Source organism: Streptomyces sp. NPDC057565 (assembly GCF_042801455.1).
Taxonomy (GTDB): Bacteria; Actinomycetota; Actinomycetes; order Streptomycetales; family Streptomycetaceae; genus Streptomyces; species Streptomyces yanii.
On record NZ_JBHVFU010000017.1, the window covers coordinates 98,635 to 123,707 of the forward strand.

Sequence of the window (25,073 nt, forward strand, 5' to 3'; positions counted from 1 at the left end):
GGGCGGACGCCCACCCGCAGTCGCGGCCTGAAGAACCTGGCGAACCTAATCGGTCAGAACGCTAGACGACTTCCAAGTTGGCCATCATCGCCATGTCCTCGTGCTCCAGGTTGTGGCAGTGGAAGACGAAACGCCCCCGGTAGCCGGTGAATCTGGTGATGATGGCGACCGCCTCGCCCGGGCTCAGGTCGACGGTGTCCTTCCAGCCCGCGTCGTAGGGGCCGGGGGCCTCGCCGTTGCGGGAGAGCACCTGGAAGTGCGCCAGGTGAAGGTGGACCGGGTGGTGGAAGTCGCTGGTGAACCGCCAGACCTCCAGTGCGCCCAGCCGGGGGGTGGCGTCGGCCCGCATCGGGTCGAAGGGCCGGCCGTTGATCGTCCAGCCCTCGTCGCCCTGGTCGCGGAAGGTGAAGGTACGGGTCGCCGTCGCACGCGCCGGGTCCAGACGCTCGACGCCCGACAGTCGCGCGGGCACGGTGCTGTCGTCGGTGGCGCGCCGGGCGATCCGGAAGCGCATGACCGCGGCGGTGGTGCCGCTGCCGAGCCGGTTGGCCAGGGTGACCTCCTCGCCGACTCGGTAGCGGGAGAAGTCGACGACGACGTCGAAGCGTTCCGCGGGCGCCAGTACGATCGCGTCGTGCGCTCTCGGGGCCGCCAGCAGGCCGCCGTCCGAGCCGATCTGTACCAGGGCGCCGCCGCCCGCGGGCTGGGGATCCAGCTCCAGCCGGTAGCGGCGTGCGTTGGAGGCGTTGAGGATGCGCAGCCGGTAGCGGGCGGCGTCGACTTCCAGGACGGGCCACGGCGCACCGTTGACCAGGATCACGTCGCCCAGAACCCCTTCGACGTAGTCCTGCTGCACACCTGGGGTGTGCAGCAGGGTCGGGTCGGTCGCGGGGTAGCGGAAGGAGCCGTCGGCGTCGAAGGCCCGGTCGGTGATCATGAGCGGGATGTCCCGGTCCCCGCGCGGCAGGGGCAGGGCCTCCTCCTCGTCGTCGTGTACGAGATGAAATCCGGCCAGCCCGCGCCAGACGGCGGCGCCGGTGAAGTCCATGCGGTGGTCGTGATACCAGAGCGTGGCGGCCCGCTGCTGGAGGGGGTACTCGTAGACGCGTGAGCCGTGGGCCAGGCTGGCCCGGTGGTCGTGGTGCGGGAGCGGGCCGGTGAACCCGTCCGGCACGATCAGGTCGGTGGGGTAGCCGTCGCTGGCCGACGGGGTGCGGCCGCCGTGCAGGTGCACGACGGCCGGCACAGGAAGCGCGTTGCGGTGACGGACGACGGTCCGCCGGCCGCTGCGGGAGACGAGGGTGGGCCCGGGGAAGATCCCCTCGTACCCCCAGATCGCGGTGGTGTGGCCGGGCAGGATCTCCTGGGTGGCGGCCTTCTGAGTCACCTCGTAGTAGTCGGTGGTGGCGTCCTGGCGTGGGGTCAGCACCGGCGGTACCGGCAGCGGCACCCGGTACGGGGCGGGCAGCGGCAACAGGCTGCGCAGCAGTTCCCCGGTCTGGGCGCCGGCGGCCAGCCGCGGGATGTATGTGCCCACCGCCGTCAGGGCGGCCGCCCCGCCCAGGGCGCCGAGGAGGCGGCGGCGCGGTATCGCCGGTCTCACGAGACCTCCTGCCCGGGCCGCGACGCCTCCGGGGACGTGCCGGGCCGCGGCCCCCTCCCGGACACTGACCCGGCGTCACCGGGCGCGGCCGGGACGGGGCCCGGGGGCAGGGGGCGCCACACCTGGATCAGGAGCAGCAGCCCGGCGGCAATGAGCGTCACGCCCAGCGGGACGTGCACCCCCAGGGTCCGCCGGTAGCCGAGGACGGCCTGCCCGGCCTCGGCCACGAGCAGCACGACGCTGACCGCGGCCGGCCAGCCCGGACCGCGGCCCTGGCGCCAATACAGCACCGTTACCACGACCTGCGCGAGGCCGACGGCGACGATCACGTTGGCGTTGATCGCGTGCGCGGTGAGCATGTCGTAGTCGCCGGACAGGAACCGCCCGGCGAGGACGGCCTGGGTGAACAGGGCTGCGGCGTGCACCGTCGTCACCGCGCGCAGTGCACCGCGGGCCCGCCCGGGGTGCCGTCGCGGGTCTGGCGACTCGCGTGTGCCCGAGCCGCCCGGCTCGGCGGCGGCCAACGACGGCTGCATGGACGTCTCCCCTGGGCAGTGGATGATCATCAGCACGCAACCGTAGTCCGCCCTCTCATGCGCGTCTACGCCTGGACACAGGGGGCCGATCCGCCCGCTCCCCGGACCGGGCCCCTACGGGGGCATCGCGGCGGGCGGCACAGCGACGCCTCCGACTCGTCGGCCCGCTGCGGCGCCGAGGGCGAGGCCGGCGGTGACGTCGGTGGCCCGGTGGACGCCCAGGCAGACGCGGCCGGCGGCGAGCGGCGCGGACATCGCGAGCGCGGTGGCCCACCAGGTTGCGGTGCGGGAGCGGGCGCGGCTTGTCGGCGGGATTCCTCCATGACGGTGTGGGCGCGCCGACCCCTCCGCGGACCTTCGTACTCATCGTTTCACAGCTAATGTTACGGTCGTTACATGACGGAGACGACAGGGGGCCGGGAGCGGTTCCTGCTGGTGTCGGTGAGCACTGCGGACGCGCCTGCGGCGACGAGGGTGCGCGTATGGCGAAAGCTGCGCTCGCTGGGGGCGCTGTACCTGCAGCAGTCGGTGTGTCTGCTGCCCGACCGTGATGCGGTCCGCCGCCAGGTGGCGCGGCTGCTGGCGTCCGTACGGGCCGACGGCGGCACCGCGCGGCAGTTGGCTGTGAACATCGCCGACGAGGCGGAGTACGGGCAGCTGATCGCCGAGTTCAACGCGGAGCGCGACACCGAGTACGGCGAGGTCGTCGAGCGTGCCCCGGAGTTGCTGAAGGAGCTGGAGATGGAGACGGCGCGCGGCAACGCCACCTATGCGGAGGTGGAGGAGTCCGAGGCGGACCTGGAGCGGTTCGACAAGTGGCTTGCCAAGATCGACGCTCGGGACTACTTCGGCGCGAACGGTGGTGCGACGGCGCGGGAGGCAGTTGAGCGGTGCCGCGCGGCGCTGGCCGCGTTCGAGGACGCGGCGATCGCCGCGCAAGCCGGCACCCACCCGGTGGCCGACTCCGACACGAGCGCGCTGCCGACCTCGGCCAAGCTGCGCGCCGTCGAATAGAAGGGGCCTTCACATGTGGTGGGACATACTCATCGCGACCGTCGCGGGCCTGCTCGCCGCCTGGGTGACGCTGCTGATCGCGCTGCTGCTGATCCGCCCCAAGGGTGCCCTGCTTTCCGAGGCGGTACGACTGCTGCCGGACCTGGTGCGCCTGCTGCGGCGCCTGGCTGCCGACAAGAGCCTCCCCAGGGGTGTGCGGGTGCGGCTCGGACTGCTGATGGTCTACCTGGTGCTGCCGATCGATCTCATCCCCGACTTCCTGCCGGTCATCGGCTACGCGGACGACGCCATCATCGTCGCGTTCACCCTGCGCTCCGTCGTACGGCGCGCAGGGATTGAGGCCGTACGCGCTCACTGGCCCGGAACCGAGGACGGCTTCTCCGCCCTCGTGCGCCTGACCGGACTGAACCGCGCAGCCGACAGCTCTGCGCTGCCCTCCGACTCGCAGCCGTAGACCGGCGCATCGTCCTGTGGGGCTCGTCAAGTCATCGCTGCTGGTCAATACCCGCCTGCGGGCTTGTCGTGGAGAGTCGTGGGGACTTGTCCTGCTGCTCTGATGATCGTGTCCGTGGCCGGCCCGGGCGCTTCGGCCGGGACTGGTCCGCGTGCCGACGCGCAACCAGATCGCGATGCCGGCGAAGCACGGTGTCCGGCCGCACCGGCAGCCGCAGGCTGCGCAGCACATCTCACGGCAGCCGAAGCAGCAGCGCGGCGAGGAACGCCCGGTCGGTCCGCGTGAACCGCAGCGACCTGGCAGTGCCTCCTCGATACTGCGCTGCCACCGGATACGGTCACTGCGCCGCGCCCGCCACTCCTGGAAGGAGAGGGCGACGGCGCCGACGACAGCGGCGGCCCCGCGGTCAGTGCCGCGTTCGCCGCCGCTCCCAGGACCCCCTCGGCCAGTTCGTACGTGGCCATGGACGGATCGTGGCACCGCCCTCCCGACCCGCTGTCGACAGGGCGGTGATCGTGGCAGGGAGCGGACGACAGCTGATCCCGGGCACGCGCCCGGAATTGCAGGGCGGCTGCGGAGCCCCTCTGTCCGTGGCACTGAGAATGAATCCCGGCAGCCCGTCTCTCCCCGGAAAATCAATGGTCGCCAGACCGCGGCTGTCCGTGCTCTCACGGCCTGGCGACCGGTATAGGGGCGGCCCGTCTGTCAGACGCGCCGTCAGTCGGACGCGGCGGCGTCGACCACGCCGGCCGTCGCCCGACGCGTCGTCAGAATGCGGTGAATCAGCCGCGCACCCGCGCGCGCCGTCCGGTGGTCGACATCGAGGTCCGGGTTGAGTTCGGCGACATCGACCACGATCGGCTTCCCGCTCGCCGCCACCCGGGCGCAGACGCGCTCGACGACCTCCATCTGCACGCCGTGGGCGGCCGGGGCGCTGACCCCGGGAGCGGCGGCGGCCGGCAGGACGTCCAGGTCGATGCTGAGGTGGAGGACATCGCTGCTGTCGACGAACTCGTCCACGAACGCGTCGACCGCGGGCAGATCGAGGAGCCCGCACTCGGTGTCGGTCAGATAGCGCACGTCGAGCCGGTCGGCCGTGCGGAAGAGATGCTCGGTGTTGCTCGGCTGACTGATGCCGATCACACGGTAGTTGAGCCGGTGGCCCCGCTGCTCCTCGCTCCGCGCCATCTGGAGGAACGGGGTGCCGGAGCTCGCCCGTACGTCGTCCCGGAGGTCGAAGTGGGCGTCGAGGTTGAGCACCCCGAGCCGCCCTCCCGCCCGCACCGCCCGCGTGTCGACGAGCCCGAGATAGGTCCCGTACGCCACCTCGTGACCGCCGCCCAGCACCACCACCGGAATGCCACGGTCGACGAGCGCGCCGACCGCCTGACCCAGGCGCCGGTGCCCCGACTCCAGGTCCCCGTCGAGGACTTCGACGTCTCCGGCGTCCAGCGCGGTCATGGGTGCGGGCAGTGCCATGGACGCCAGGGCGGCACGCAGTTCGCGCGGGCCGCCCGCCGCGCCCTGGCGGCCCTTGTTGCGGCGCACCCCCTCGTCGCTGCGAAAGCCGACGAACGCGGCGTCCCACGGCCCCGGTTGCCCGGGGTCGGTGCTGATCGCGTGGTGCCAGCGCAGGTGTTCGTTCCCGGGACCGTCGTCCCGGCCGCGCCACGCCTCGGGAGCCACGTCCACGGTGAGCTCGACAGCCATGTCCGTGGGTTGGGTCGTGACCGCCGCGCTCACTTGCTTTCGCCCTCGGTCATGGGGATGCGCACCCCGCGGTCGCGTGCCACGGTGCCGGCGTACTCGTAACCCGCGTCGACGTGCCGGATGACGCCCATCCCGGGGTCGTTGGTCAGGACGCGGGACAGCTTCTGCGCGGCGAGTTCGGTGCCGTCGGCGATGCACACCTGGCCCGCGTGGATGGAGCGGCCCATGCCGACTCCGCCGCCGTGGTGGATCGAGACCCACGAAGCGCCGGACGACGTGTTCACCAGGGCGTTGAGCAGCGGCCAGTCGGCGATGGCGTCGGAGCCGTCGAGCATGGCCTCGGTCTCGCGGTAGGGGGAGGCGACGGAGCCGGAGTCCAGGTGGTCGCGGCCGATGGCGAGCGGCGCGGACAGTTCGCCGGAGGCGACCATCTCGTTGAACCGCAGGCCCGCGCGGTGGCGTTCGCCGTAGCCGAGCCAGCAGATGCGGGCGGGCAGGCCCTCGAAGGAGACGCGCTCACCGGCCATCTTGATCCAGCGGTGGAGGTGCTCGTTCTCGGGGAAGAGCTCCATGATCGCCCGGTCGGTGGCCTCGATGTCCTTGGGGTCGCCGGACAGCGCCGCCCACCGGAACGGGCCGAGGCCCTCTTCGAACAGGGGCCGGATGTGGGCGGGTACGAAGCCGGGGAAGTCGAAAGCGCGCTGGTAGCCGGCCTTGCGGGCCTCGTCGCGGATCGAGTTGCCGTAGTCGAAGACCTCGGCTCCGGCGTCGAGGAACCCGACCATGGCCTCCACGTGCCGGGCCATCGACTCGCGGGAGCGGCGGGTGAAGTCCGCCGGGTCCTTGCCGGCCTGCTCGTGCCACTCCTCGACGCTCACGCCGACGGGGAGGTAGGCCAGCGGGTCGTGCGCCGAGGTCTGGTCGGTGACGATGTCGATCGGCGCGCCCATCTCCAGGAGCTGCGGGAACACCTCGGCGGCGTTGCCCGCGAGTCCGATGGACAGCGGGCGGCGCGCTTCCTTGGCCTCGATGGCGAGACTCAGGGCGTGGTCGAGGTCGTCGGCCGCGACGTCGAGGTAGCGGTGCGCGATACGGCGCTCGATGCGGGTGGGGTCGACGTCGACGCAGAGCGCGACGCCGTCGTTCATGGTGACGGCGAGCGGCTGGGCGCCGCCCATGCCGCCGAGTCCGGCGGTCAGCGTGATGGTGCCCGCCAGCGTGCCGTCGAACTTCTTGCGCGCGACCGCTCCGAAGGTCTCGTACGTGCCCTGGAGGATGCCCTGGCTGCCGATGTAGATCCAGGAGCCGGCGGTCATCTGGCCGTACATGGTCAGTCCGCGCGCCTCGAGGGAGCGGAACTCCTCCCAGTTGGCCCAGTCGCCGACCAGGTTGGAGTTGGCGAGCAGCACCCGGGGCGCCCACTCGCTGGTGCGCATGACGCCGACCGGCTTTCCGGACTGCACCAGGAGCGTCTCGTCGTCCTTGAGCGTTTTGAGGGTGCGCACGATCGCGTCGTACGCGGCCCAGTCGCGGGCGGCCTTGCCGGTGCCGCCGTAGACGACCAGGTTCTCGGGGTGCTCAGCGACCTCGGGGTCGAGGTTGTTCATGAGCATGCGCAGGGCGCCCTCCTGCTGCCAGCCGAGGCAGTTCAGTTCGGTGCCACGCGGGGCGCGGATGTGGCGGGCCGCGGGGGAAACGCCGGTCATGGTCTTCTCCTGGTGGGTAACGGAGTTGCTGCGTGACCCATGACAGGCGATCGGTCGGGCGGGAACCAGCGGCGGGCCCCGAAGTTCTCGGATCCGAGAACGGGATGCGCCCGGCCCGTATGGCGGGGCCGGCGGTGACCGGCATCCTGAAAGGGGTCTCGCCTAGAATTCCGGTGATCGTGACCGCACCTCAGGCGGCGCGACGACCGACGGGGACGAGGACGGTGGACGGCTTGGTCGTGGGGGCTTCGGAGCTCGCCAGGCTCTACGCGGAGCAGACATCCGGTTCCTCGCCCGCCTACCAGCGGATCAAGGACCTCGTGTCCCGGCAGATCGTCAGCGGCCACTGGCGCGAGGGCGAGGCACTGCCGTCGGAGAACCAGTTCGTCGAGTCGCTCGGCCTGTCCCGGATGACGGTCAACCGCGCTCTGCGCGAGCTGAGCGCGGACGGCCTGCTGCGGCGCGTCATGGGAGTGGGCACCTTCGTCGCACGGCGCAAGGGCAGCTCCGCCCTGGTCGAGGTGCACAACATCGCCGACGAGATCCGGGGACGTGGCCACCGCTACGAGGCCAGGGTGCTGTCACTGCGCGAGGAACTCCCCGATCCCGAGATCAGCGCACAGCTCGGCCTCGACGGGCGGCGCAGCGCCTTCCGTTCGCGCGTCGTGCACTTCGAGGACGGGGCGGCGGTCCAGTTGGAGGACCGTTACGTCCATCCGGACTTCGCCCCCGGCTATCTCGACCAGGACTTCACGCAACGCACACCGTTCACGTTCCTGTCGGAGGTCGCGCCGCTGGGCAAGGGCGAGCACATCGTCGAGGCGGTACTTCCCTCTGCGGAGGAGTGCGAGATCCTCGGCGTGTCACCGGCCGAGCCGTGCCTGTTGATCCAGCGGCGCACCTGGTCGCGCGACGCCGTCGTCAGCGTCGCGCGTCTGCTGCACCCGGGCTCCCGGTACCGCCTCGAGGGAACGTTTGCCGCGCACTGAGCTGTCGGTGCGCCTGCCTGCATGTGCACCGATCTGTCGGTGACCGTCAGGAGGCGCCCGGTCCGACCGTGCGGCTCAGCTGCGCTGCCGGCCGCCGGCCGGACATCGCGGCGGTCAGCCGCGCCGCGGACTGTTCGAGGACGCCGCGCACCTGGTCGGGCTCGTGCCGGCTGTAGTGCCGGTGCCAGGTGCTGCTGAGCGCGGCGACGGGCCGCTCGTTGTGGTCGAAGGCCGCGATTCCCATCGACCGGCAACCTTCCGAGACCAGCTCGACCTCCTCTGACCAGCCGCGTTCACGGTCCTGTGCCAGCAGGGACAGCAGTTCCGGCAGCGAGCGCGGTCCCTTGCCGGTACGGGTGATGAGGTCGCCGCGACGCGGGAACAGAGCCCGTAGCTGCGCCGGAGCGGAATGGGCGAGGATGGCACGCCCGTTGGCCGTCAGATGTGCGGGCAGCCGGACCCCGATGTCCGTGACGAGGGCGATGTCGGCGTCGCCTGGCGGGCGCGACCGGGGACGCTCCTTGAGCAGGTAGACCGTCTCCGCGCCGTGGACGATGCCCAGGTGGACGGTCTGGCCGAGGCGGTTGGACGCGCTGCGCAGGATGGGGCGCGCGAGCCGTTCGAGGGGCTCGTGCCGGAGGTAGGCCGAGCCGATCTCGAAGGACGCGACCCCGAGCCCGTACGCCTGCTCCTTGGGCAGGTAGGTGACGAAACCGCGGTCCACCAGGACGGAGAGGATGTGGTACGCGGACGACCGGGGGATGCCCAGTTCGCGTGCGAGGGCCGCGGCCTGGACCGGGCCCGACCGGCCGGCGAGGTGCAGCAGGATGTCCAGCGCCCGTCCGACGGCCGGCGAGGCGCTCGACGCCGTCTCTCGTTCACCCATGGGTCCACCTCTTGACTCTCCTGTATATACAGGAATATACAAGTGCCCTCGTCGTGCGGGTGTGCCGAAGGCCGTCACCGGTCATCGATCCGGCCCCGCCACCTCGCCCGGAACGCGCCGTTCCCAAGGAGGGCATTCGTTGACCACCGACATGTTGACCACTGACAAGTCGTCCCTGCAGCGCGGGCTCAAGTCCCGGCACATACGCTTCATCGCCCTCGGCTCCGCCATCGGGACGGGCCTCTTCTACGGTTCCTCGGAATCCATCAAGGCGGCCGGGCCGGCCGTACTGCTCGCCTATCTCATCGGCGGAGCCGCCGTCTTCCTCGTCCTGCGCTCGCTCGGCGAGATGGCGGTGAGCCGGCCGTGCGCCGGATCCTTCGGCGAGTACGCGACCAGGCACCTCGGTCCGCTGCCCGGCTTCCTGACCGGCTGGACCTACGCGCTGGAGATGGTCTTCGTCTGCCTGGCCGACATCACGGCACTCGGTGTCTACATGGGCTTCTGGTTCCCCGACGTGCCCCGCTGGATCTGGCTCCTGGCGGCCGTGGGCGTCATCGGCGCCATGAACCTCTTCAGCGTCAAGGTCTTCGGCGAGCTGGAGTTCTGGCTCTCGCTTGCCAAGGTCGTCGCCATCATCGCGATGATCCTCGCCGGAATCGCGATCATCGTCTTCGGCAGCCACGGCGGCGCAAGCGTCTCGAACCTGTGGAGCAACGGAGGCTTCCTCCCCCACGGGATCCAGGGCGTCGTCATGTCGCTGGCCGTGGTGATGTTCGCGTTCGGCGGCACCGAGATCATCGGCGTCACCGCCGGCGAGGCGCAGGACCCCGAGAAGACGATCCCGAGCGCCGTCAACTCCATCCCCATCCGCATCGTGCTCTTCTACGTGCTCACCCTCGCCGTGATCATGTCCCTCGACCCCTGGCAGCACATCGGCTCGGGCGGCAGCCCCTTCGTCGAGATCTTCGCCGGGCTCGGCGTCAGCTCCGCGGCCGCCGTACTGAACGTCGTCGTCATCGTCGCCGCACTGTCCGCGATCAACAGCGACATCTTCGCCGCCGGACGCATCATGTACGGCATGGCCGAGCGGGGACAGGCACCGGCCGCCATGCGCAGGCTCTCGCGCAACGGGGTGCCGTGGCTGACCGTCGTCATCATGATCGGCGCACTCCTCTGCGGCGTACTCCTCAACTACCTCATGCCCGAACGGATCTTCCTCGTCATCGCCTCCATCGCGACCTTCGCCACCGTCTGGGTCTGGCTCATGATCCTGCTCTCCCAGGTCAGCGCCCGCCGCAGGATGACCCCGCAGGAGGTCGCCGCGCTGAAGTACCCGGCACCCTTCTGGCCCTACGGGCAGATCGCCGCGATCGTGTTCATGGCCGGCGTGGTGGTGCTCCTCGCGTTCTCGGACAGCACGAGGATCGCCCTCGTCGTCGGAGCGGTCTGGCTGGCGCTGATGACGGGCGCGTACTACCTCTGTATGCGCCGCCGCCCACCGGAGGCCGAAACCCTCGAAGCCCCGAAGGGGACCGAGCCCGACAGGGAACCGGTCCACCAGTACTAGCCCCGCAACCACGACCACTCGGCGGAACCGCGACCCACGCGGTTCCGCCGAATGCTTTTTGGGTCGGCCGGTCATGGTTCAAGGCTCTGCCAGGCCCCCGCCCCACAGCCATCCACCCGCACCGGCAAGTGTCTGGGATCCCAGACATTAACCCTCCGCAGCCACTGACGAAGAGGTTCCGGTTTCGGGCTTGATGGATCCATGAACGAAACCTTCGTAGGCATCGGCCCCCTGTCCCTCGCCGATGTCGTGGCCGTCGCCCGCCACGGCGCCCACGTGACCCTCACCCACGAAGCCCTCGGAGAGATCTCCCAGAGCCGCAAGGTGGTCGAGGACCTGGCCGGCGACGTAGTACCGCACTACGGCGTGTCCACCGGATTCGGCGCCCTGGCCACCCGCCACATACCCCTCGAACTGCGCGCCCAGCTCCAGCGCAGCCTCGTCCGCTCCCACGCGGCGGGCTCCGGCCCCGAGGTCGAGCGCGAGGTCGTACGCGCCCTGATGCTGCTGCGCCTCTCGACACTCGCGACCGGCCGCACCGGCGTACGCCCCGAGACCGCGCAGGCCTACGCCGCCCTCCTCAACGCCGGCATCACGCCCGTCGTCCACGAATACGGCTCCCTCGGCTGCTCCGGCGACCTCGCCCCGCTCGCCCACTGCGCCCTCGCCGTCATGGGCGAAGGCCAGGTGCGCGACGCCCAGGGCGAACTCATGCCCGCGGCCGAGGCCCTCGCCGCCGCCGGCATCGCACCCGTCACCCTGCACGAGAAGGAGGGCCTGGCCCTCATCAACGGCACCGACGGCATGCTCGGCATGCTCGTCATGGCCGCCCACGACCTGCGGATGCTGCTCCGCACCGCCGACATCGCCGCCGCCATGAGCGTCGAGGCACAGCTCGGCACCGACGCCGTCTTCGCCGCCGACCTCCAGGCCCTGCGCCCGCACCCCGGCCAGGGCGCCAGCGCGGCCAACCTCCGCGCCCTGCTGGACGGTTCGGCGATTGTCGCCAGCCACCGCGGCCCCGACTGCACCCGTGTCCAGGACGCCTACTCGCTGCGCTGCACCCCCCAGGTGCACGGCGCCGCCCGCGACACCCTCGCCCACGCGGAGACCGTCGCGGGCCGCGAACTCGCCAGCGCCATCGACAACCCCGTCGTGACCCCCGACGGCCGGGTGGAGTCCAACGGCAACTTCCACGGCGCCCCCGTGGCCTGCGTCCTGGACTTCCTCGCCATCTCCGTCGCGGACATCGCCTCCGTCAGCGAACGCCGCACCGACCGCTTCCTCGACGTCGCCCGCAACCACGGTCTGAACGCCTTCCTCGCCGACGACCCGGGCGTGGACTCCGGCCACATGATCGCCCAGTACACCCAGGCCGGCATCGTCTCCGAGCTCAAGCGCCTCGCCGCCCCCGCATCCGTCGACTCCATCCCCTCCAGCGCCATGCAGGAGGACCACGTCTCGATGGGCTGGGCCGCCGCCCGCAAGCTGCGCCGCGCCATCGACGGGCTGACCCGCGTGGTCGCCGTCGAGATCCTCACCGCGGCCCGTGCCCTCGACCTGCGCGCACCCCTCACCCCGGCCCCCGCCACCGCGGCCGTCCTGGCCGGCCTGCGCCGGCACGTACAGGGCCCGGGCACCGACCGCTACCTCGCACCCGAGATCGAGGCGGCCGTCCAGTACGTGTCCGCGGGCCACGCCCTCGCGGACGCCGAATCGGTCATCGGGCAGCTGGACTGACCTGAGCGAGCGTTCGTGTGCGTTCCGCCGCCGACCGGGGTCGGCGGCGGAACGCCAACTCCCTGTTCCGGCCGGCCGTCAGTGGCGGACCATGAGTTGCTCACGTCACGAGGCGTGCACCCCGCCGATACGACGACTCAGCAGATTCGCCGTCCGCGTCACTTGTGTAGCGATCCACTCCTGCTGCTCGGGCCCGACCTCGTCACCCGGGAACGTGACCGCCACCCCGGCAACAGGATGCGCGCTGTGGTCGAGAACGGCGGCCGCCACCGACGAGAAACCGGGCGTCACCTCACCGTCCTCCGTGGCATACCCACGCCGGCGGGCCTCCGCAAGAAGCTCCCGGAGCGCGGTCAACGACCCCGGCCCCGCCTCGTGGCGCAGCACGAACGCCGACGCGTCGGGAAACAGAGCCCGCACCTGCGCCTGCGAAAGGCCGGCCAGCAACGCCCGCCCGCTGGCGGTCAGATGGGCCGGGAGCCGCACACCGACCTCCGTCACCAGCGGCGCCCGACCAGGAGCCCGCTCCTCGATGACGTAGATGACCTCGCGGCCGTGCAGCACGGCGAGATGGGCGTTGTGCCCCGTACTGTCGACGAGCTTCGCCAGCGGCACCCGAGCCAGACGCTGAAACGGAGCCTGACGGCTGTACCCCGACGCCAGCTCGAAGGCACTGACCCCCAGCCCGTAACGCCGCTCCTCCGGCAGATGCACGACGAACCCCTCGCGCGTGAGCGTGTCGAGCAGGTGATAGGTCGTGGACCGGGGCAGCCGCACATCACGACTGATGGCGGCGGCGGGAACGGGCCCCGCCTGACCTGCGAGATATCGCAGAATGGCCAACACCTGGGCGGCGGCGGGAACTGGTGACATGTCGCGAGATTACGTCCGATGGTCGGCGTCACTCCGCACCCTCGTGGCGACGTCCGGGATACGAGACACGACGAAGGTGATCGGCACGGGTGCCACAGGTGCCACAGGTGGTGCGAGGTGTCAGCCCGGGAGTGCGGATTCCCCCGCCCGGTCCCCGTCGTGGTGCTCCGCTGCGGATCGGGGGGCCTCGGGTCCGGGTCGTGTGCGTGCGGTGCGGAGCAGGGTGGCGATGAGGACCGCTGCGCCCGTCATCAGGACGGCACTGACCACCGAGGCGATCCTGGCCTCCCGGGCGAAGGCGTCGAAGGCCGCGTTCCGCAGGGATTCGGCGGTGCCCCTCGGGAGGGCGGCGGCGGTCTCGACGGCGCCGCCGAGTGTGCTCCTGGCCGCCTCCAACTCCTTGGACGTCAGCTCGTCAGGAGCACTGACCGCCAGTTCCGAACGGTAGACGGCGGTGCCGATACTGCCCAGGAGCGCGATGCCCAGTGCCCCGCCGAACTCGGCAGAGGTCTCGGCCATGGCTGAGGCCGCCCCGGCCCGCTCCGGTGGTGCGGCAGAAAGGATCACCTCGGTGACGACCGCGGAGACGGCGCCGATGCCGATCGAGACGACGGTCATGCCGCTGACGAGGTGGACGATTCCCGAATCGGCTCGGAGCAGGGCCAGCATGACGTAGCCGGCAGTCGCCACGAGCAGCCCGGCGGCGATCACGTTGTGTTTACCGATGCGGGGGGCGAGCGCGGTGGCCAGCGCGATACCCAGGGGCATCACGAGGAAGGTGGGCAAGGACCACACGGCCGACTCCAACGGACCCATGCCCAGGACGAGTTGCATGAACTGCCAGTTGAACAGGCTGAAGCCGACCAGTCCGAACGTCGCCAGCGCGTCGATGAGAAGGGGCACGTTGAACCGGCGTGTGCGGAACAGCATCATGTCGATCACCGGGTTCGTGGCCCCGTGCTGGCGGCGGAGGAATGCCGCTCCCACAGCGAGTCCGGCGGCACAGCACATCAGGGGAATCCACCCGAAGCCGTGCTCCGCCATTGTCTTGATGCCGTAGATGACGCCGAGCACGGCCACGAGGGACATGGCGGCGCCGAGCAGGTCGAACCGGCCCGGCTCGGGGTCGCGGTATTCGGTGAGCAGCAGCGGGCCGAGGATCAGCAGCAGGACCATCACCGGCACGTTGACCAGGAAGACCGACCCCCACCAGAAGTGCTCCAGGAGCAGACCGCCGATGATCGGGCCGAGCACAGCGCCGCCCGCGAAGCCCGCTGTCCAGATGCCGACTGCGGTGGCCCGCTGTGCGGCGTTGTGGAACATGCTCCGGATCAGGGAAAGGGTGGAGGGGGCCAGTGTGGCTCCGGCAATGCCCAGGAGCACGCGGGCCGCGATGAGTGTCTCGGGGCTGGTCGAGCAGGCCGCCAGGACCGAGGCGGCGCCGAAGGCCGCGGCGCCCGTGAGCAGCACCCTCCGCCGCCCGAAGCGGTCACCGAGTGTGCCCATCGTGATGAGCAGACCGGCGAGGAGGAAGCCGTAGGCGTCCATGATCCACAGTTGCTCGGAACTGCTCGGGCCGAGGTCGGCCGACAGGGACGGGAGCGTGATGAACATGACGGACATGTCCATGGACGCCAGGAGGCAGGGCAGCACCAGGACGGCGAGACCGACCCATTCCCCGGCTCCGGCTCTTTTCTCTTCTTCAGTCATGCCCTCTCCTGGGCCGTGCAGGTCCGGATGGACTCAATCATCCGGATGCGTACTTTGTACGCAACGACGCGTGCAGAGTACGCATGCACGCCGAAGCGAGACAATGGCTTTTTTGACGTGCCTATTTATCTTCGTCTGCGCATGCGCTCGTGTCGGCGGGCTAGAATTTCGACACAACTCTGAGGTGTGACGAAAGGGAGTTCGTTGATGTCCGTCCAGCTGGCATGCGCGTCGTGCGGAAGGGCGCTGGAGCCCGCAGACCGGGGGCGGCCGAGGGTCTACTGTTCCCGTGCGTGCCAGGCGAGGGCCTATCGGGCACGCAGGGCGGAAACGCCGGCCCGCGTGCCGGAGGGCGACGACGGCGCGCGACATCTCACCGTCGAGCGCATCGTGCGGGCCGGGATCGTCGTCGCGGACGCGGAGGGGCTCGACGCGCTGTCGATGCGCCGGGTCGCCACGGAACTCGGCACCGGCACGATGTCCCTGTACCGCCATGTGGCGTCCAAGGACGATCTGGTGACCCTGATGGTGGAAGCCGCTATGGCCGACGTGCCGCTGCCCGACTTGCTGCCGCGGAACTGGCGTCACGGCCTCGAACGCGCCGCGTACCGCGACTGGGAGCTGTATCACCGCCACCCTTGGGTACTGCCGAGGGTCATGGTGACGACCCGCGCGTATTTCAGCCCGGCTCTCGCGGCGGACAGCGAAAGCGCCTTCTCCTCGTTCGACGGGCTCGACCTCGAACCCGCCGATGCCTTCCGGTACATGTTCATGTTCGCCTCCTACGTGCAAGGCGTGGCGCTGATCCTCGTCAGCGATGCGGAGGCGGAGCGGCAGTCGAAGATCGCCGCGAAGCAGGGGACGAAAGCCTCGGGCCACGCACAGGACCCGCTGTACGAACCCGGGGCGTATCCCCGGCTCGCCCGCGCGATGCGCGCGGGCGCCGACCCCTGGGACCTCGACGCCTTGTTCGCCTCAGGTCTTGCCGGTGTCCTGGACGGCATCGCAGCCGATCTCACGCGACGGGGCATCGACGCCTGAGCTTCGTGCTGCCCGGAGCCCGCAGGAATCGAGAGATTCCCAGCGTGTCGGCGAGGCCGAAGGGGCAAGCCGGAGCCTCGCGCAGCGCGAGCAGGAGGCGGAAACGGATCGGGTCGGCCGGCGCCCGGCCGAAGCCGCTCCCAGCTCGGGGGCCGGGAAGTACCCGGAAGCAACGCCGGCCGCACCCGGACCGGGCTCACCGCTTCCATGCCGATCCCGGACGGCCTCGCCGCCCTGCTCGGCGAGGCCGGCGTCGTGCCGTCCCGGAAATGGCAACAGAAGTTGCTCGTGGTGCGGCGCTGGAGCACTTTGGGGGCCGGAGGTGATCGTAGTGATCAAGACGACGGTGAATACGCGCGACGGCGCGGCGCCGACTGGTGACGAGGTCCATGACGTGGTGGTGATCGGTGCCGGAGCATCCGGCCTGAGTGCCGCGCTCCTGCTGGGGCGGGCCCGTCGCAGGGTGGTGGTGATCGATGCCGGCGAGCCGCGTAACGCGCCTGCCGCGCACATGCACGGTTTCCTGTCCCGTGACGGCCTGCCTCCGGCGACCCTGCTCGACCTGGGGCGGGCCGAGATCGACCGCTACGGAGTCGATGTCGTCCGAGGCCGGGTGGAACATGTCGAGCCGGGCTACGACGTGCGCCTGGAGGGCGGCCCCGTGATCAGGGCCCGCCGTCTTCTGGTCGCCACCGGGCTGCGCGACGAACTGCCCGACCTCCCCGGTGTCCGGGAGCGTTGGGGCAAGGACGTTCTGCACTGCCCGTACTGCCATGCCTACGAGGTCCGTGACCAGCCCCTTGCCGTCCTCGGCACACACCCGGGGGCTGTGCACCAGGCTCTGCTGCTGCGTCAGTGGAGCGAGGACATCGTCCTCCTCACGCACGCCCTCGAACTCTCCCTGCAGGAGCGGGAACAGCTGGAGGCGTTCGGCGTGAGGATCGTGGAGGGCAGGGCCGTGCGGCTCGTCGTCGACGACGACCGCCTGCGTGGTATCGAGCTCACCGACGGCAGGGTGATTCCCCGGACCGCGGTTTTCCTGTTTCCCCGGCCCGCGCCGCGCGACGACCTCCTGGCTCTGCTCGGCTGCGCCAAGGACGACCAGGGCTGGGTAGTGACGGACCGGACCGGCCGCACCAGCGTGCCCGGGGTGTGGGCTGTCGGAAATGTCGTCGACCCACGCGCCCAGGTCATCGCCGCCGCCGGCATGGGCTCCACCGCCGCGTTCGCCATCAACACGGACCTGCTCCACGAGGACGTGGAGCGCGCCGCCGTACGGCACCGCGCACACCGTGCCACGGCTGCCCTGACATGACGATTCGGCAGGCCATGGGCGATGTCGTCGTGGCAGCCCGTACTGCCCCCGCGAGGGGCCCGGCCGTCCAGCTGCCGTTCGCCGTGTCTTCCGAAGGGCGGCCCCGGAAGCGGGCCTTTCCGGTCAGGCCGACGGCTCCGCGCGGGACGTGGGCTTGGCCCGGACGTGCACGCGTTCCCCCTGGGGGCCGAACAGGTTGAGCACCTCCACGGGCGACTCGCCCGTGGAGCCGAACCAGTGCGGCAGGCGGGTGTCGAACTCGGCCGCCTCACCCGGCCCCATGATCAGGTCGTGGTCGGCCAGGATGAGCCGCACCCGTCCGGACAGCACGTACAGCCACTCGTGCCCCTCGTGCGTGACCGGATCAGGCCGGTTGTGTTCTGCAGGGATGACCGACTTCCAGGCTTGCAGGCGCCCCGGCTGCGTCGACAGCGGAATCACCGTACGACCGTGGTGGACGCGGGGCTTGCAGCGGACCCGCGGGTCGCCGACCTCCGGCGCCCCGACGAGTTCGTCCAGGGGCACCTGGTGGACCTGCGCGATGGGCAGCAACAGCTCCAGGCTCGGGCGGCGCTGCCCCGACTCCAGCCTCGACAGTGTGCTCTTGGAGATGCCAGTGGCCTCGGTCAGCGCCGACAGGGACATGCCGCGCTGGGCGCGGATGCGCCTGAGGCGGGAACCGACCTGGGCCAGCGTGGCGGCGATCGGTGATTGTTCGTCCATACCCCCATTCCACCTCTCGCGTCCCAGAAATGGCAACAGAAGTTGTCACTCCAGTGCCAGGCGCGCACTGTCGCGGCAGGAGGTCGGATGCGCGACGTCCACGCGGTGGGCGCCGAGACGGACGACTTCGAGACCTTCCTGCGGACCGGCGCCGAACCTCGATCGCGCGCAGAGTGGCCCTCCTGCGTCGCGACGGCGCCTACCCGAGCGCGGCGGCTCGTGCCTTCACCCGACTCGTGGGCCGTCCGGTGCGGGACCGCGGCTACGCGCCGGGCTGATCGTCCGCTCCGTCGAGGGGGCGTGCTGCCCGGCAGCCGCTCACTGGCTGGCGTATCCACCGTCCACCACGAACTCCGAGCCCGTCGAGTAGCTGGCCTCGTCCGACAGCAGGTACAGCACCATGTTCGAGATCTCGGCGGGCTGCGCCTCCCGCTGGATCGGCTGGCGCTTCACCGTCTCGTGCGAGCGCTCCGAGTCCGCCGTCATCTCGGTGGCCACGACGCCGGGGTGCACGGAGTTGACGCGGATGTTGTACGGGGCGAACTCCTGCGCCGCCGCCTTCGTCATGCCGCGCACCGCCCACTTGGAGGCCGTGTAGCTGAGGATGTACGGGAACGCGATGATCCCGCACAGCGAGGAGATGTTGACGATCGAGCCGCCGCCGGCCGCCCGCATCGACGGCAGCACGGCCTTCATGCCGAGGAAGACGCCGATCTCGTTGACGTCGATGACCCGCCGGTAGTCGGCCTCGGTGAGCTCCTCGATGGGGCAGCGGTGGACCAGGCCGGCGTTGTTCACCAGGCCCGTGACCTTGCCCCACACCTCTTCCGTGCGTGCGACGGCCGCCTGCCAGGACACCTCGCTGGTGACGTCCAGTTCCACGAACAGGGCGTTCTGGGCGCCCAGTTCCGCCGCGAGGGCCTCGCCCTCCTGCACGAGGACGTCGCCGATCACCACCTTCGCGCCCTCCGCGACCAGTCGGCGTGCGTGCGCGGCGCCCAGGCCGCGTGCCCCGCCCGTCACGACGACCACTTTGCCGTCCGCCCGTCCGCTCATGCCGGAACCTCCCGTATGCCGGTGTATGCAGGTGGCAGCGATGCTGGCAGCGGATCCGGCCCGGCGGCACGCGGAGCTTCCCACTCACCGGGAAACGACGCTGCCGCCGTAGGGCCTGGTACGGGCAGGCTCGACGGGTACCCCGTGTCGGCGCGACACGAGGCCCCTTCCGAGCATCCGCAACCAGGAGAACCGCTGATGTCCGTCGATCTGACAGGAAAGGTCGCGCTCGTCACCGGCGCGGCACGCGGCATGGGCGAGGCCGAGGCCCGCCTGCTCGCCGCCCGCGGGGCGAAGGTCGTCCTCACCGACGTACTGGAGACGGAGGGCGAGGCGACGGCCGCCTCCATCGGCTCCGCCGCCCGTTTCATACGGCACGACGTGACCGACGAGAAGGCATGGGAGGCGGCTGTGGCCGCCGCCGTGGACGGCTTCGGCCGGCTCGACGTACTCGTCAACAACGCCGCGATCTACACCACCTCGCCCATCCTCGAGGAGGACCCGGCCCGCCTGGAGGCGGTCCTCCGGGTCGACCTGATCGGCCCGTTCCTCGGCATCCGCGCCGTCGCCGGGGCGATGAAGGCGCACGGCGGCGGATCCATCGTCAACATCTCCTCGCAGGCCGGCCTGCAGGGCATGTGGGGACACGGCGCGTACGGGGCCGCGAAGTGGGGGCTGCGCGGCCTCACCAAGACGGCCGCCCTGGAGCTCGGCGCGGACGGCATCCGTGTCAACTCCGTCCACCCGGGGGCCATCGCCACGGCGATGACCGCCCACCTGGGGACCAAGGAGCACGCGGGCGCGCCCCTCGGACGGGTGGGGGAGCCGGAGGAGGTCGCCCGCCTCGTCGCGTTCCTCGCCTCCGACGACTCGTCGTACCTGTCCGGTGCCGAGCTCGCCGTGGACGGAGGGGCGTCGGCCGGACGGATGCCGGTCTTCCCCCAGAGGGGAGGCGACGCGTGACCAGGCCCGGCGCCGAGGTCCAGGCGGTCATCGACCTGGCCACCGCCAACTTCCCCCCGCTGGGAACGGAGATGACGGACATCGCCGAGGTGCGCGCCTTCTTCGCCGCCCGCCCCAGGGCGGCCGTCCCCGCGCTTCCCGTCGCCCGCGTCCGGGACGAGGACGCCGACGGCGTCCCCGTACGCGTCTACGACCGGGCAGTCCACGCGGACGCCCCGGTGGTCCTGTACTGCCACGGCGGCGGCTTCGTCCTGTGCGACCTCGACAGCCACGACGGCTTCTGCCGGTCGATCGCCGACGCCACGGGCGCGGTCGTCGTCTCCGTGGACTACCGCCGCGCCCCCGAGCACCCCTTCCCCGCCGCCCCCGAGGACGCGTACACGGCCCTGCTGTGGACCGCGAAGACGTACCCGGGCCGCCGGATCGCCGTCGCCGGGGACAGCGCGGGCGCCAACCTCGCCACCGTCCTCACCCTGCTCTCCCGCGACCGGGGCGGCCCCGAGATCGCCTACCAGGCGCTCTATTACCCGATGCTCGACCCCACCTGCTCCCGGCCCTCCCACCGCCGGAACGGCCAGGGGTACTTCCTCACCTCCGACCACCTGCGCTGGTACTGGGACAGCTACCTGCCGGACCTCGCGGACCGGGCCGACCCCTACGCCGCCCCCCTGGCCCGCACCGACCTGTCCGGCCTCCCGCCGGCATACGTCGTCACCGCCGGCCTCGACCCTCTGCGGGACGAGGGCCTGGCGTACGCGGAGGCCCTCACCACGGCCGGAGTCCCCGTGGAGGCCCACCACTACGCCGGGATGTTCCATGGCTTCCTGTCGATGGCCGCCGCCCTGCCCGAGGTGGCCGCGGCCCGCGAGACCGCGTTCGGCGCGCTGCGCGGGGCACTCGACGTGGACTGACTCCCCCGGCGACGGGCGCGTATGCGTGAGCCCCGGCCTCCCCGAGGAGGACGGGGCTCACACCCATGTCACGGACGCGTCAGCCAGGGAGCAGGTCGAACCCTTTGTACCCGGAATCCGCCACGTCCGCGATGATCTGTCCGTACACCCCGAAGCCACCGACGAACGGCATGAACACACGTGGCTTGCCGGGGATGTTGGCACCCAGGTACCAGGAGTTCGCCGACATCATCAGGGTGGCCGCCGCGCGGTCGTGGCACTCGGTGACCCAGCCCTCCACTGCCTGCTCGGTCGCCTCGATGGCCGTGTACCCGTGCTCGTCGAGGTGGCGCAGGCAGTCGGCCAGCCACTCGCCGTGCTGCTCGCCCGCCAGGACCACATTGGCCAGGACGGACGGACTGCCGGGGCCGGTGAGGTTGAAGAAGTTCGGGAAGCCGTTGACGCCGAGGCCGAGGTACGTGCGCGGGCCGCCTCTCCAGGCGTCCTTGAGGAGCCGCCCGCCCCGGCCGCGCACCTCGATGCGGTCGACCGCGCCGGTCATCGCGTCGAAGCCGGTCGCGAAGACGATCGCGTCCAGCCCGATGTGCTCACCGTCCGCCAGCCCGATCCCGCGCTCGTCGATCCGCTCGATCGCATTCCCGCGCAGGCCGACCAGGCGTACGTTGTCGCGGTTGTACGTCTCGTAGTAGTCCGAGTCGGTCACGATGCGCTTGGTGCCGATCGGATGGTCGGTGGGGACGAGGAGGTCGGCGACGGCCGCGTCGTCGATCCGTGCGCGGACCTTCTCCTCCCAGAACGCACGTGCCGCGTCGTTGGCCGCCCGGTCGGTGAGCTGGTCGGGGAACGTCTTGGAGTACAGGACGCCGCCCAGCTCCCAGCGCTTCTCGAAAGCGGCCCGTCGCTCCTCCTCGCTCACCTCCAGCGTCCTGTCGGGGTGCGCCATGTGCGGGGAGCCGCCGCCGCTGAGCCGCGCGAGACGGCGCCGCTCGGCGTACCCCGCCTTCTGCTCCCGGCGGGCCGCCTCGTCCAGCGGTTTGTTGCCTGCCGGGATGCTGTAGTTGGCGCTGCGCTGGAAGACGGTCAGATGCGCGGCCTGCCGGGCGATCAGCGGGATGGACTGGATGCCGGAGGAGCCGGTGCCGATCACGCCGACCCGCAGGCCGGTGAAGTCCACGCCCTCGTGCGGCCATTCACCGGTGTGGTACGTCGCCCCGGCGAATGTGTCGACGCCCGGTATCCCGGGGCGGTGGGTGCTGGAGAGGCAGCCGACCGCGAACACGCAGAACCGGGCCGACAGCACCTCGCCGCCGTCCGTGCGCACCGTCCAGCGCAGCGTCTCCTCGTCCAGTTCGGCCGAGGTCACCGAGGTGGAGAAGGTGTAGCTGCGGCGGATGTCGAAGCGGTCGGCGACATGGCACAGATAGCGCATGATCTCCGGCTGGGTGGCGTACTTCTCGCTCCAGTCCCATTCCTGCTGGAGGCTCTCGTCGAAGGAGTACGAGTAGTCCACGGACTCCACGTCGCAGCGGGCGCCCGGGTAGCGGTTCCAGTACCAGACGCCGCCCACGTCGTCCCCGCGCTCGAAGCCGCGCACGCTGTAGCCGAGGCCGCGCAGCCGGTGCACGGTGTACAGGCCGGTGACGCCCGCGCCGACGACCACGACGTCGACGGACTCGGGGGTGTTGCTGGTGTCGCTCATGTTCCGACTCCTGACTGGTGACCAAAGGAAGAGAGGGGTGTTCGTTCGCGTGCCAGCCTCCGCAGGGCGCCCTTGTCGACCTTGCCCGCCGCGTTGTGCGGGAGGTCCGTCACGGAATGGAAGGCGCGCGGGGCCTTGAAGTTGGCGAGCCGCTCACGCGTGTACGCGGTCAGCTCCGCCGCGTCGATCCGGGCCCCGGCCGCCGGCACGCAGTACGCGACGCCGACCTCCCCGAGTCTCCCGTCCGGCGCGCCCACGACCGCCGCGTCCACGACGGCCGGATGGCCGCGCAGCACCTGCTCCACCTCCGCCGGGTACACGTTGAACCCGCCCACCACGAACATGTCCTTCAGCCGGTCCGTGATCCGGAGGAACCCGCGCTCGTCCAGCACGCCGACGTCCCCGGTGTGCAGCCAGCCGTCCGCGTCGACGGCCTCGGCGGTGGCCTCGGGGTCGTCGAGGTAGCCGTGCATCACGTGGTAGCCGCGGGTGAGGATCTCGCCGGGTTCCCCGGGCGGTGCGTCGATGCGCAGCTCGGTGCCCTCGAGGGCGGTTCCGGAGGTGCGGGCCAGGGTCTCCGGGGACTCGTGCGGTTCGCAGATCGTGACCACGCCCGTCGACTCGGTCAGTCCGTACGCAGTGTTGATGTTCCGTGCGCCGATGAACTTCCGTATCTGCTCGATGAGTTCGGTGGGAATGTTCGCCGCGCCCGTGACCGCCATCCGCATCGAGGTCAGGTCGTACGCCGCGCGCTCGGGGTGGTGGATGAGCGAGGTGAAGACTGTGGGGGCGCCGGTCAGGACGGAGATCCGCTCGTCCTGCATCCGGGTGAGGACGGTCTCCGCGTCGAAGACCTGTTCCGGGACGATCGTGGCCCCGTACAGCAGGCAGGCGATGATGCCGGCCTTGTAGCCGAAGGTGTGGAAGAACGGGTTCACCAGGAGGTAGCGGTCACCGTGCCGGAGGGTGACCGCGCGGGCCCAGGCGTCGTAGACGCGCAGGTTCTGCCCGTGGGTGGTGGGGACGCCCTTGGGGCGGCCGGTGGTGCCGGAGGTGAAGAGGATGTCGGCGGTGTCGGTGGGGCGGATGGCGGCGGTGCGGGCGAGCCGCTCCTCCTCGGTCACCCGGTCCGCGCCCGACAGGAACCGGAACCACTCCGGGGAGTGGAGGGTCACCGTCCGTTCCAGCAGGGGGAGTTCCTCTCCCGAGTCCGTGAGCAGCGCCCGGTAGTCCGTGCCCAGGAAATCGTGCTCGGTGAAGAGGAGACGGGCGCGGGAGCGGCGCAGGATGTCGGCGGCCTCCGGCGCCCTGTAGCGGGTGTTCAGCGGGACCAGCACCGCGCCCGCCGCCACCGCTCCCAGCGCGGCCACCACCCAGCGGGCGCTGTTGGGCGCCCACACCGCGACCGAGTCGCCGGGGCGCACCCCCTGGGCCATCACCGCCCGTGCCGCCCGGGCGACCCGGTCGCGCAACTCCGCGAACGTCCAGCGGTCCTCGCCGAAGACGAGGGCCTCCTCATCCCCGTACCTCTCCGCCGCCCAGTCCGCGAGCCGGGCGATCGTCTGCGCGCCGCTCATGATCTGTCACGTCCTCCCTGCCGCCCTCCGCCCCTCGGGGCGCGGGCATGGAACTACGGCCGGTCGGAGAGTGGCAGGCCGAGGCGGTGCGGCGCAGGCGGCAATTCCCGGTCAGCGGGATTCCGTCCCCCTTCGCGTCCCGTGTCCTGGAGCTCACCGCCCGCGAGGACGGCACCCTGCTCCAGGGCCGGTGCGGACCCTGGAGTGCGGGGTGTGACGGAGGACGGGGCGAACAGCAGCCCACGGGGGGCCGGGATACGGGGCGACCGGTTCCCTCGCGACCAGTTGCGCGGTGCTCGGTCAGGCCGCGTTCGCGCTGTGCTCGCACCAGCGGGCGATCCGCGCCATCGATGAGGGCCGCTTCACCCGCGAGCTCGTCCCCTACGGCGATGTCAGCACCGACGAGGGCCCGCGGCGCGACACCACCCTGGAGAAGATGGCGGGCCTCAAACCGCTGGTCGAGGACGGGCGGCTGACCGCCGCGGTCTCCTCGCAGGTGTCCGACGGCGCCTCCGCGATGCTGCTCGCGAGCGAGCGGGCCGTACGGGAGCACGGGCTGACCCCGCGCGCCCGCATCCACCACCTCTCGGTGCGCGGCGAGGACCCGATCCGCATGCTGTCCGCGCCGATCCCGGCCACGGCGTACGCGCTGAAGAAGGCCGGGATGACGTTCGACGACATCGACCTGGTCGAGATCAACGAGGCGTTCGCGTCCCTGGTGCCGGCGTGGCTGAAGGGGACCGGGGCCGACCCGGAGAGGGGCAACGTCAACGGCGGCGCCATCGCCCTCGGCCACCCGCTCGGTGCCATCGGCACCAAGCTGATGACCACCCTGCTGAACGAACTGGAGCGCACGGGCGGCCGTTACGGCCTCCAGACGATGTGCGAGGGCGGCGGGCAGGCGAACGTGACGATCATCGAGCGGCTGTAACCGACGGACACCACCCACCCGGCGGCCGGAGGCCGGCGCAGGCTCCTGAAGCCCGGGAGGCCCCAA

At 71.0% G+C, this 25,073-nt stretch carries 21 protein-coding genes and 2 pseudogenes; 10 read left to right on the forward strand and 13 right to left on the reverse strand.

Translation table 11 applies throughout. The annotated features are described in order from the left end of the window. Positions 1-61: 61 nt before the first annotated feature. The 3 genes from ACFU8W_RS27060 to ACFU8W_RS27070 all read right to left on the reverse strand — a co-directional run bounded on the left by ACFU8W_RS27060 (position 62) and on the right by ACFU8W_RS27070 (position 2,394). Positions 62-1,603, reverse strand: coding sequence for a multicopper oxidase family protein (locus ACFU8W_RS27060; RefSeq protein ID WP_384042131.1), 1,542 nt, complete (start codon positions 1,601-1,603; stop codon positions 62-64). Beyond that, entirely contained in the window at positions 1,600-2,139 is a 540-nt protein-coding gene (locus tag ACFU8W_RS27065; RefSeq protein ID WP_384042134.1) for a hypothetical protein, read from the reverse strand. The genes ACFU8W_RS27060 and ACFU8W_RS27065 overlap by 4 nt, the downstream gene beginning before the upstream one ends. Positions 2,140-2,253: 114 nt before the next feature. Then, positions 2,254-2,394, reverse strand: coding sequence for a hypothetical protein (locus tag ACFU8W_RS27070; protein ID WP_384042136.1), 141 nt, complete (start codon positions 2,392-2,394; stop codon positions 2,254-2,256). 141 nt (positions 2,395-2,535) lie between these two features. Here ACFU8W_RS27070 and ACFU8W_RS27075 point away from each other — a divergent pair, with 141 nt between their 5' ends. Both ACFU8W_RS27075 and ACFU8W_RS27080 read left to right on the forward strand, forming a co-directional pair. Beyond that, positions 2,536-3,153 carry a Chromate resistance protein ChrB gene (locus tag ACFU8W_RS27075; protein ID WP_384042139.1) on the forward strand — a complete coding sequence of 206 codons (618 nt, stop codon included), beginning with the start codon at positions 2,536-2,538 and terminating at the stop codon, positions 3,151-3,153. 13 nt (positions 3,154-3,166) lie between these two features. Then, the gene (locus ACFU8W_RS27080) at positions 3,167-3,607 is read left to right on the forward strand and encodes a YkvA family protein (protein WP_384042142.1); all 441 of its coding nucleotides are present in this window, start codon (positions 3,167-3,169) and stop codon (positions 3,605-3,607) included. 717 nt (positions 3,608-4,324) lie between these two features. Here the strand turns inward: ACFU8W_RS27080 and hutG are convergent. Next, on the reverse strand, positions 4,325-5,317 hold the full coding sequence (gene hutG / locus ACFU8W_RS27085) for a formimidoylglutamase (protein ID WP_384042146.1): 993 nt from the start codon (positions 5,315-5,317) through the stop codon (positions 4,325-4,327). Between the two features lie 29 nt (positions 5,318-5,346). Continuing rightward, the gene (gene hutU, locus ACFU8W_RS27090) at positions 5,347-7,023 is read right to left on the reverse strand and encodes a urocanate hydratase (RefSeq protein WP_384042150.1); all 1,677 of its coding nucleotides are present in this window, start codon (positions 7,021-7,023) and stop codon (positions 5,347-5,349) included. A gap of 179 nt (positions 7,024-7,202) precedes the next feature. Between hutU and hutC the strand changes: the two genes are divergently transcribed. Next, a complete protein-coding gene (hutC, locus tag ACFU8W_RS27095) occupies positions 7,203-8,012 on the forward strand; it encodes a histidine utilization repressor (RefSeq protein WP_384042153.1) in 810 nt (269 codons plus the stop codon). Between the two features lie 46 nt (positions 8,013-8,058). Here hutC and ACFU8W_RS27100 read toward each other — a convergent pair whose 3' ends face one another. After that, positions 8,059-8,898: an IclR family transcriptional regulator gene (locus tag ACFU8W_RS27100; protein ID WP_384042157.1), complete on the reverse strand. Its 840-nt coding sequence runs from the start codon at positions 8,896-8,898 to the stop codon at positions 8,059-8,061. A 139-nt stretch (positions 8,899-9,037) separates the two neighbouring features. Between ACFU8W_RS27100 and ACFU8W_RS27105 the strand changes: the two genes are divergently transcribed. Both ACFU8W_RS27105 and hutH read left to right on the forward strand, forming a co-directional pair. Further along, positions 9,038-10,468, forward strand: coding sequence for an amino acid permease (locus tag ACFU8W_RS27105; RefSeq protein ID WP_384042160.1), 1,431 nt, complete (start codon positions 9,038-9,040; stop codon positions 10,466-10,468). Positions 10,469-10,669: 201 nt separating this feature from the next. Beyond that, on the forward strand, positions 10,670-12,208 hold the full coding sequence (gene hutH, locus ACFU8W_RS27110) for a histidine ammonia-lyase (protein WP_384042163.1): 1,539 nt from the start codon (positions 10,670-10,672) through the stop codon (positions 12,206-12,208). 105 nt (positions 12,209-12,313) lie between these two features. Here the strand turns inward: hutH and ACFU8W_RS27115 are convergent, their stop codons facing one another. After that, a complete protein-coding gene (locus tag ACFU8W_RS27115; protein ID WP_384042166.1) occupies positions 12,314-13,081 on the reverse strand; it encodes an IclR family transcriptional regulator in 768 nt (255 codons plus the stop codon). A 120-nt stretch (positions 13,082-13,201) separates the two neighbouring features. Continuing rightward, positions 13,202-14,791, reverse strand: a complete 1,590-nt coding sequence (locus ACFU8W_RS27120) for an MFS transporter (RefSeq protein WP_384042169.1) — start codon at positions 14,789-14,791, stop codon at positions 13,202-13,204. 342 nt (positions 14,792-15,133) lie between these two features. On the opposite strand from ACFU8W_RS27120, the gene ACFU8W_RS27125 reads away from it, so the two are divergent. Next, positions 15,134-15,832 carry a TetR/AcrR family transcriptional regulator gene (locus tag ACFU8W_RS27125; RefSeq protein ID WP_384042172.1) on the forward strand — a complete coding sequence of 233 codons (699 nt, stop codon included), beginning with the start codon at positions 15,134-15,136 and terminating at the stop codon, positions 15,830-15,832. A 28-nt stretch (positions 15,833-15,860) separates the two neighbouring features. Here the strand turns inward: ACFU8W_RS27125 and ACFU8W_RS27130 are convergent. Then, positions 15,861-15,941: pseudogene (locus ACFU8W_RS27130) on the reverse strand (transcriptional regulator); the annotation flags it as partial. 222 nt (positions 15,942-16,163) lie between these two features. Between ACFU8W_RS27130 and ACFU8W_RS27135 the strand changes: the two are divergent. Continuing rightward, complete coding sequence (locus ACFU8W_RS27135; RefSeq protein ID WP_384042175.1) at positions 16,164-17,147, forward strand: NAD(P)/FAD-dependent oxidoreductase; 984 nt, start codon at positions 16,164-16,166, stop codon at positions 17,145-17,147. Between the two features lie 123 nt (positions 17,148-17,270). Here ACFU8W_RS27135 and ACFU8W_RS27140 read toward each other — a convergent pair whose 3' ends face one another. Together ACFU8W_RS27140 and ACFU8W_RS27145 are read right to left on the reverse strand one after the other, a co-directional pair. Next, the gene (locus ACFU8W_RS27140) at positions 17,271-17,870 is read right to left on the reverse strand and encodes a helix-turn-helix domain-containing protein (protein WP_384042178.1); all 600 of its coding nucleotides are present in this window, start codon (positions 17,868-17,870) and stop codon (positions 17,271-17,273) included. A 318-nt stretch (positions 17,871-18,188) separates the two neighbouring features. Next, the gene (locus tag ACFU8W_RS27145) at positions 18,189-18,926 is read right to left on the reverse strand and encodes a glucose 1-dehydrogenase (protein WP_384042181.1); all 738 of its coding nucleotides are present in this window, start codon (positions 18,924-18,926) and stop codon (positions 18,189-18,191) included. 198 nt (positions 18,927-19,124) lie between these two features. On the opposite strand from ACFU8W_RS27145, the gene ACFU8W_RS27150 reads away from it, so the two are divergent. Next, positions 19,125-19,889, forward strand: coding sequence for a glucose 1-dehydrogenase (locus tag ACFU8W_RS27150; protein WP_384042184.1), 765 nt, complete (start codon positions 19,125-19,127; stop codon positions 19,887-19,889). Then, the gene (locus tag ACFU8W_RS27155) at positions 19,886-20,800 is read left to right on the forward strand and encodes an alpha/beta hydrolase (RefSeq protein WP_384042187.1); all 915 of its coding nucleotides are present in this window, start codon (positions 19,886-19,888) and stop codon (positions 20,798-20,800) included. Before ACFU8W_RS27150 ends, ACFU8W_RS27155 begins: the two co-directional genes overlap by 4 nt. A 79-nt stretch (positions 20,801-20,879) precedes the next feature. Here the strand turns inward: ACFU8W_RS27155 and ACFU8W_RS27160 are convergent, their stop codons facing one another. Together ACFU8W_RS27160 and ACFU8W_RS27165 are read right to left on the reverse strand one after the other, a co-directional pair. After that, complete coding sequence (locus tag ACFU8W_RS27160; RefSeq protein ID WP_384042191.1) at positions 20,880-22,499, reverse strand: flavin-containing monooxygenase; 1,620 nt, start codon at positions 22,497-22,499, stop codon at positions 20,880-20,882. Then, entirely contained in the window at positions 22,496-24,076 is a 1,581-nt protein-coding gene (locus ACFU8W_RS27165) for a FadD3 family acyl-CoA ligase (RefSeq protein WP_384042194.1), read from the reverse strand. Before ACFU8W_RS27165 ends, ACFU8W_RS27160 begins: the two co-directional genes overlap by 4 nt. Positions 24,077-24,377: 301 nt before the next feature. On the opposite strand from ACFU8W_RS27165, the pseudogene ACFU8W_RS27170 reads away from it, so the two are divergent. Continuing rightward, positions 24,378-25,007 (forward strand): annotated as a pseudogene (locus ACFU8W_RS27170) (acetyl-CoA C-acyltransferase); the annotation flags it as partial. Between the last annotated feature and the right edge of the window lie 66 nt (positions 25,008-25,073).

What these genes read in the sequence shown, in the direction of transcription:
- ACFU8W_RS27065 (WP_384042134.1), bottom strand. Translation starts at nt 2,139, where the DNA reads ATGCAGCCGTCGTTGGCCGCCGCCGAGCCGGGCGGCTCGGGCACACGC.
- ACFU8W_RS27070 (WP_384042136.1), bottom strand. Translation starts at nt 2,394, where the DNA reads ATGTCCGCGCCGCTCGCCGCCGGCCGCGTCTGCCTGGGCGTCCACCGG.
- ACFU8W_RS27075 (WP_384042139.1), top strand. Translation starts at nt 2,536, where the DNA reads ATGACGGAGACGACAGGGGGCCGGGAGCGGTTCCTGCTGGTGTCGGTG.
- ACFU8W_RS27080 (WP_384042142.1), top strand. Translation starts at nt 3,167, where the DNA reads ATGTGGTGGGACATACTCATCGCGACCGTCGCGGGCCTGCTCGCCGCC.
- hutG (WP_384042146.1), bottom strand. Translation starts at nt 5,317, where the DNA reads ATGGCTGTCGAGCTCACCGTGGACGTGGCTCCCGAGGCGTGGCGCGGC.
- hutU (WP_384042150.1), bottom strand. Translation starts at nt 7,023, where the DNA reads ATGACCGGCGTTTCCCCCGCGGCCCGCCACATCCGCGCCCCGCGTGGC.
- ACFU8W_RS27100 (WP_384042157.1), bottom strand. Translation starts at nt 8,898, where the DNA reads ATGGGTGAACGAGAGACGGCGTCGAGCGCCTCGCCGGCCGTCGGACGG.
- hutH (WP_384042163.1), top strand. Translation starts at nt 10,670, where the DNA reads ATGAACGAAACCTTCGTAGGCATCGGCCCCCTGTCCCTCGCCGATGTC.
- ACFU8W_RS27115 (WP_384042166.1), bottom strand. Translation starts at nt 13,081, where the DNA reads ATGTCACCAGTTCCCGCCGCCGCCCAGGTGTTGGCCATTCTGCGATAT.
- ACFU8W_RS27120 (WP_384042169.1), bottom strand. Translation starts at nt 14,791, where the DNA reads ATGACTGAAGAAGAGAAAAGAGCCGGAGCCGGGGAATGGGTCGGTCTC.
- ACFU8W_RS27140 (WP_384042178.1), bottom strand. Translation starts at nt 17,870, where the DNA reads ATGGACGAACAATCACCGATCGCCGCCACGCTGGCCCAGGTCGGTTCC.
- ACFU8W_RS27145 (WP_384042181.1), bottom strand. Translation starts at nt 18,926, where the DNA reads ATGAGCGGACGGGCGGACGGCAAAGTGGTCGTCGTGACGGGCGGGGCA.
- ACFU8W_RS27150 (WP_384042184.1), top strand. Translation starts at nt 19,125, where the DNA reads ATGTCCGTCGATCTGACAGGAAAGGTCGCGCTCGTCACCGGCGCGGCA.
- ACFU8W_RS27160 (WP_384042191.1), bottom strand. Translation starts at nt 22,499, where the DNA reads ATGAGCGACACCAGCAACACCCCCGAGTCCGTCGACGTCGTGGTCGTC.
- ACFU8W_RS27165 (WP_384042194.1), bottom strand. Translation starts at nt 24,076, where the DNA reads ATGAGCGGCGCGCAGACGATCGCCCGGCTCGCGGACTGGGCGGCGGAG.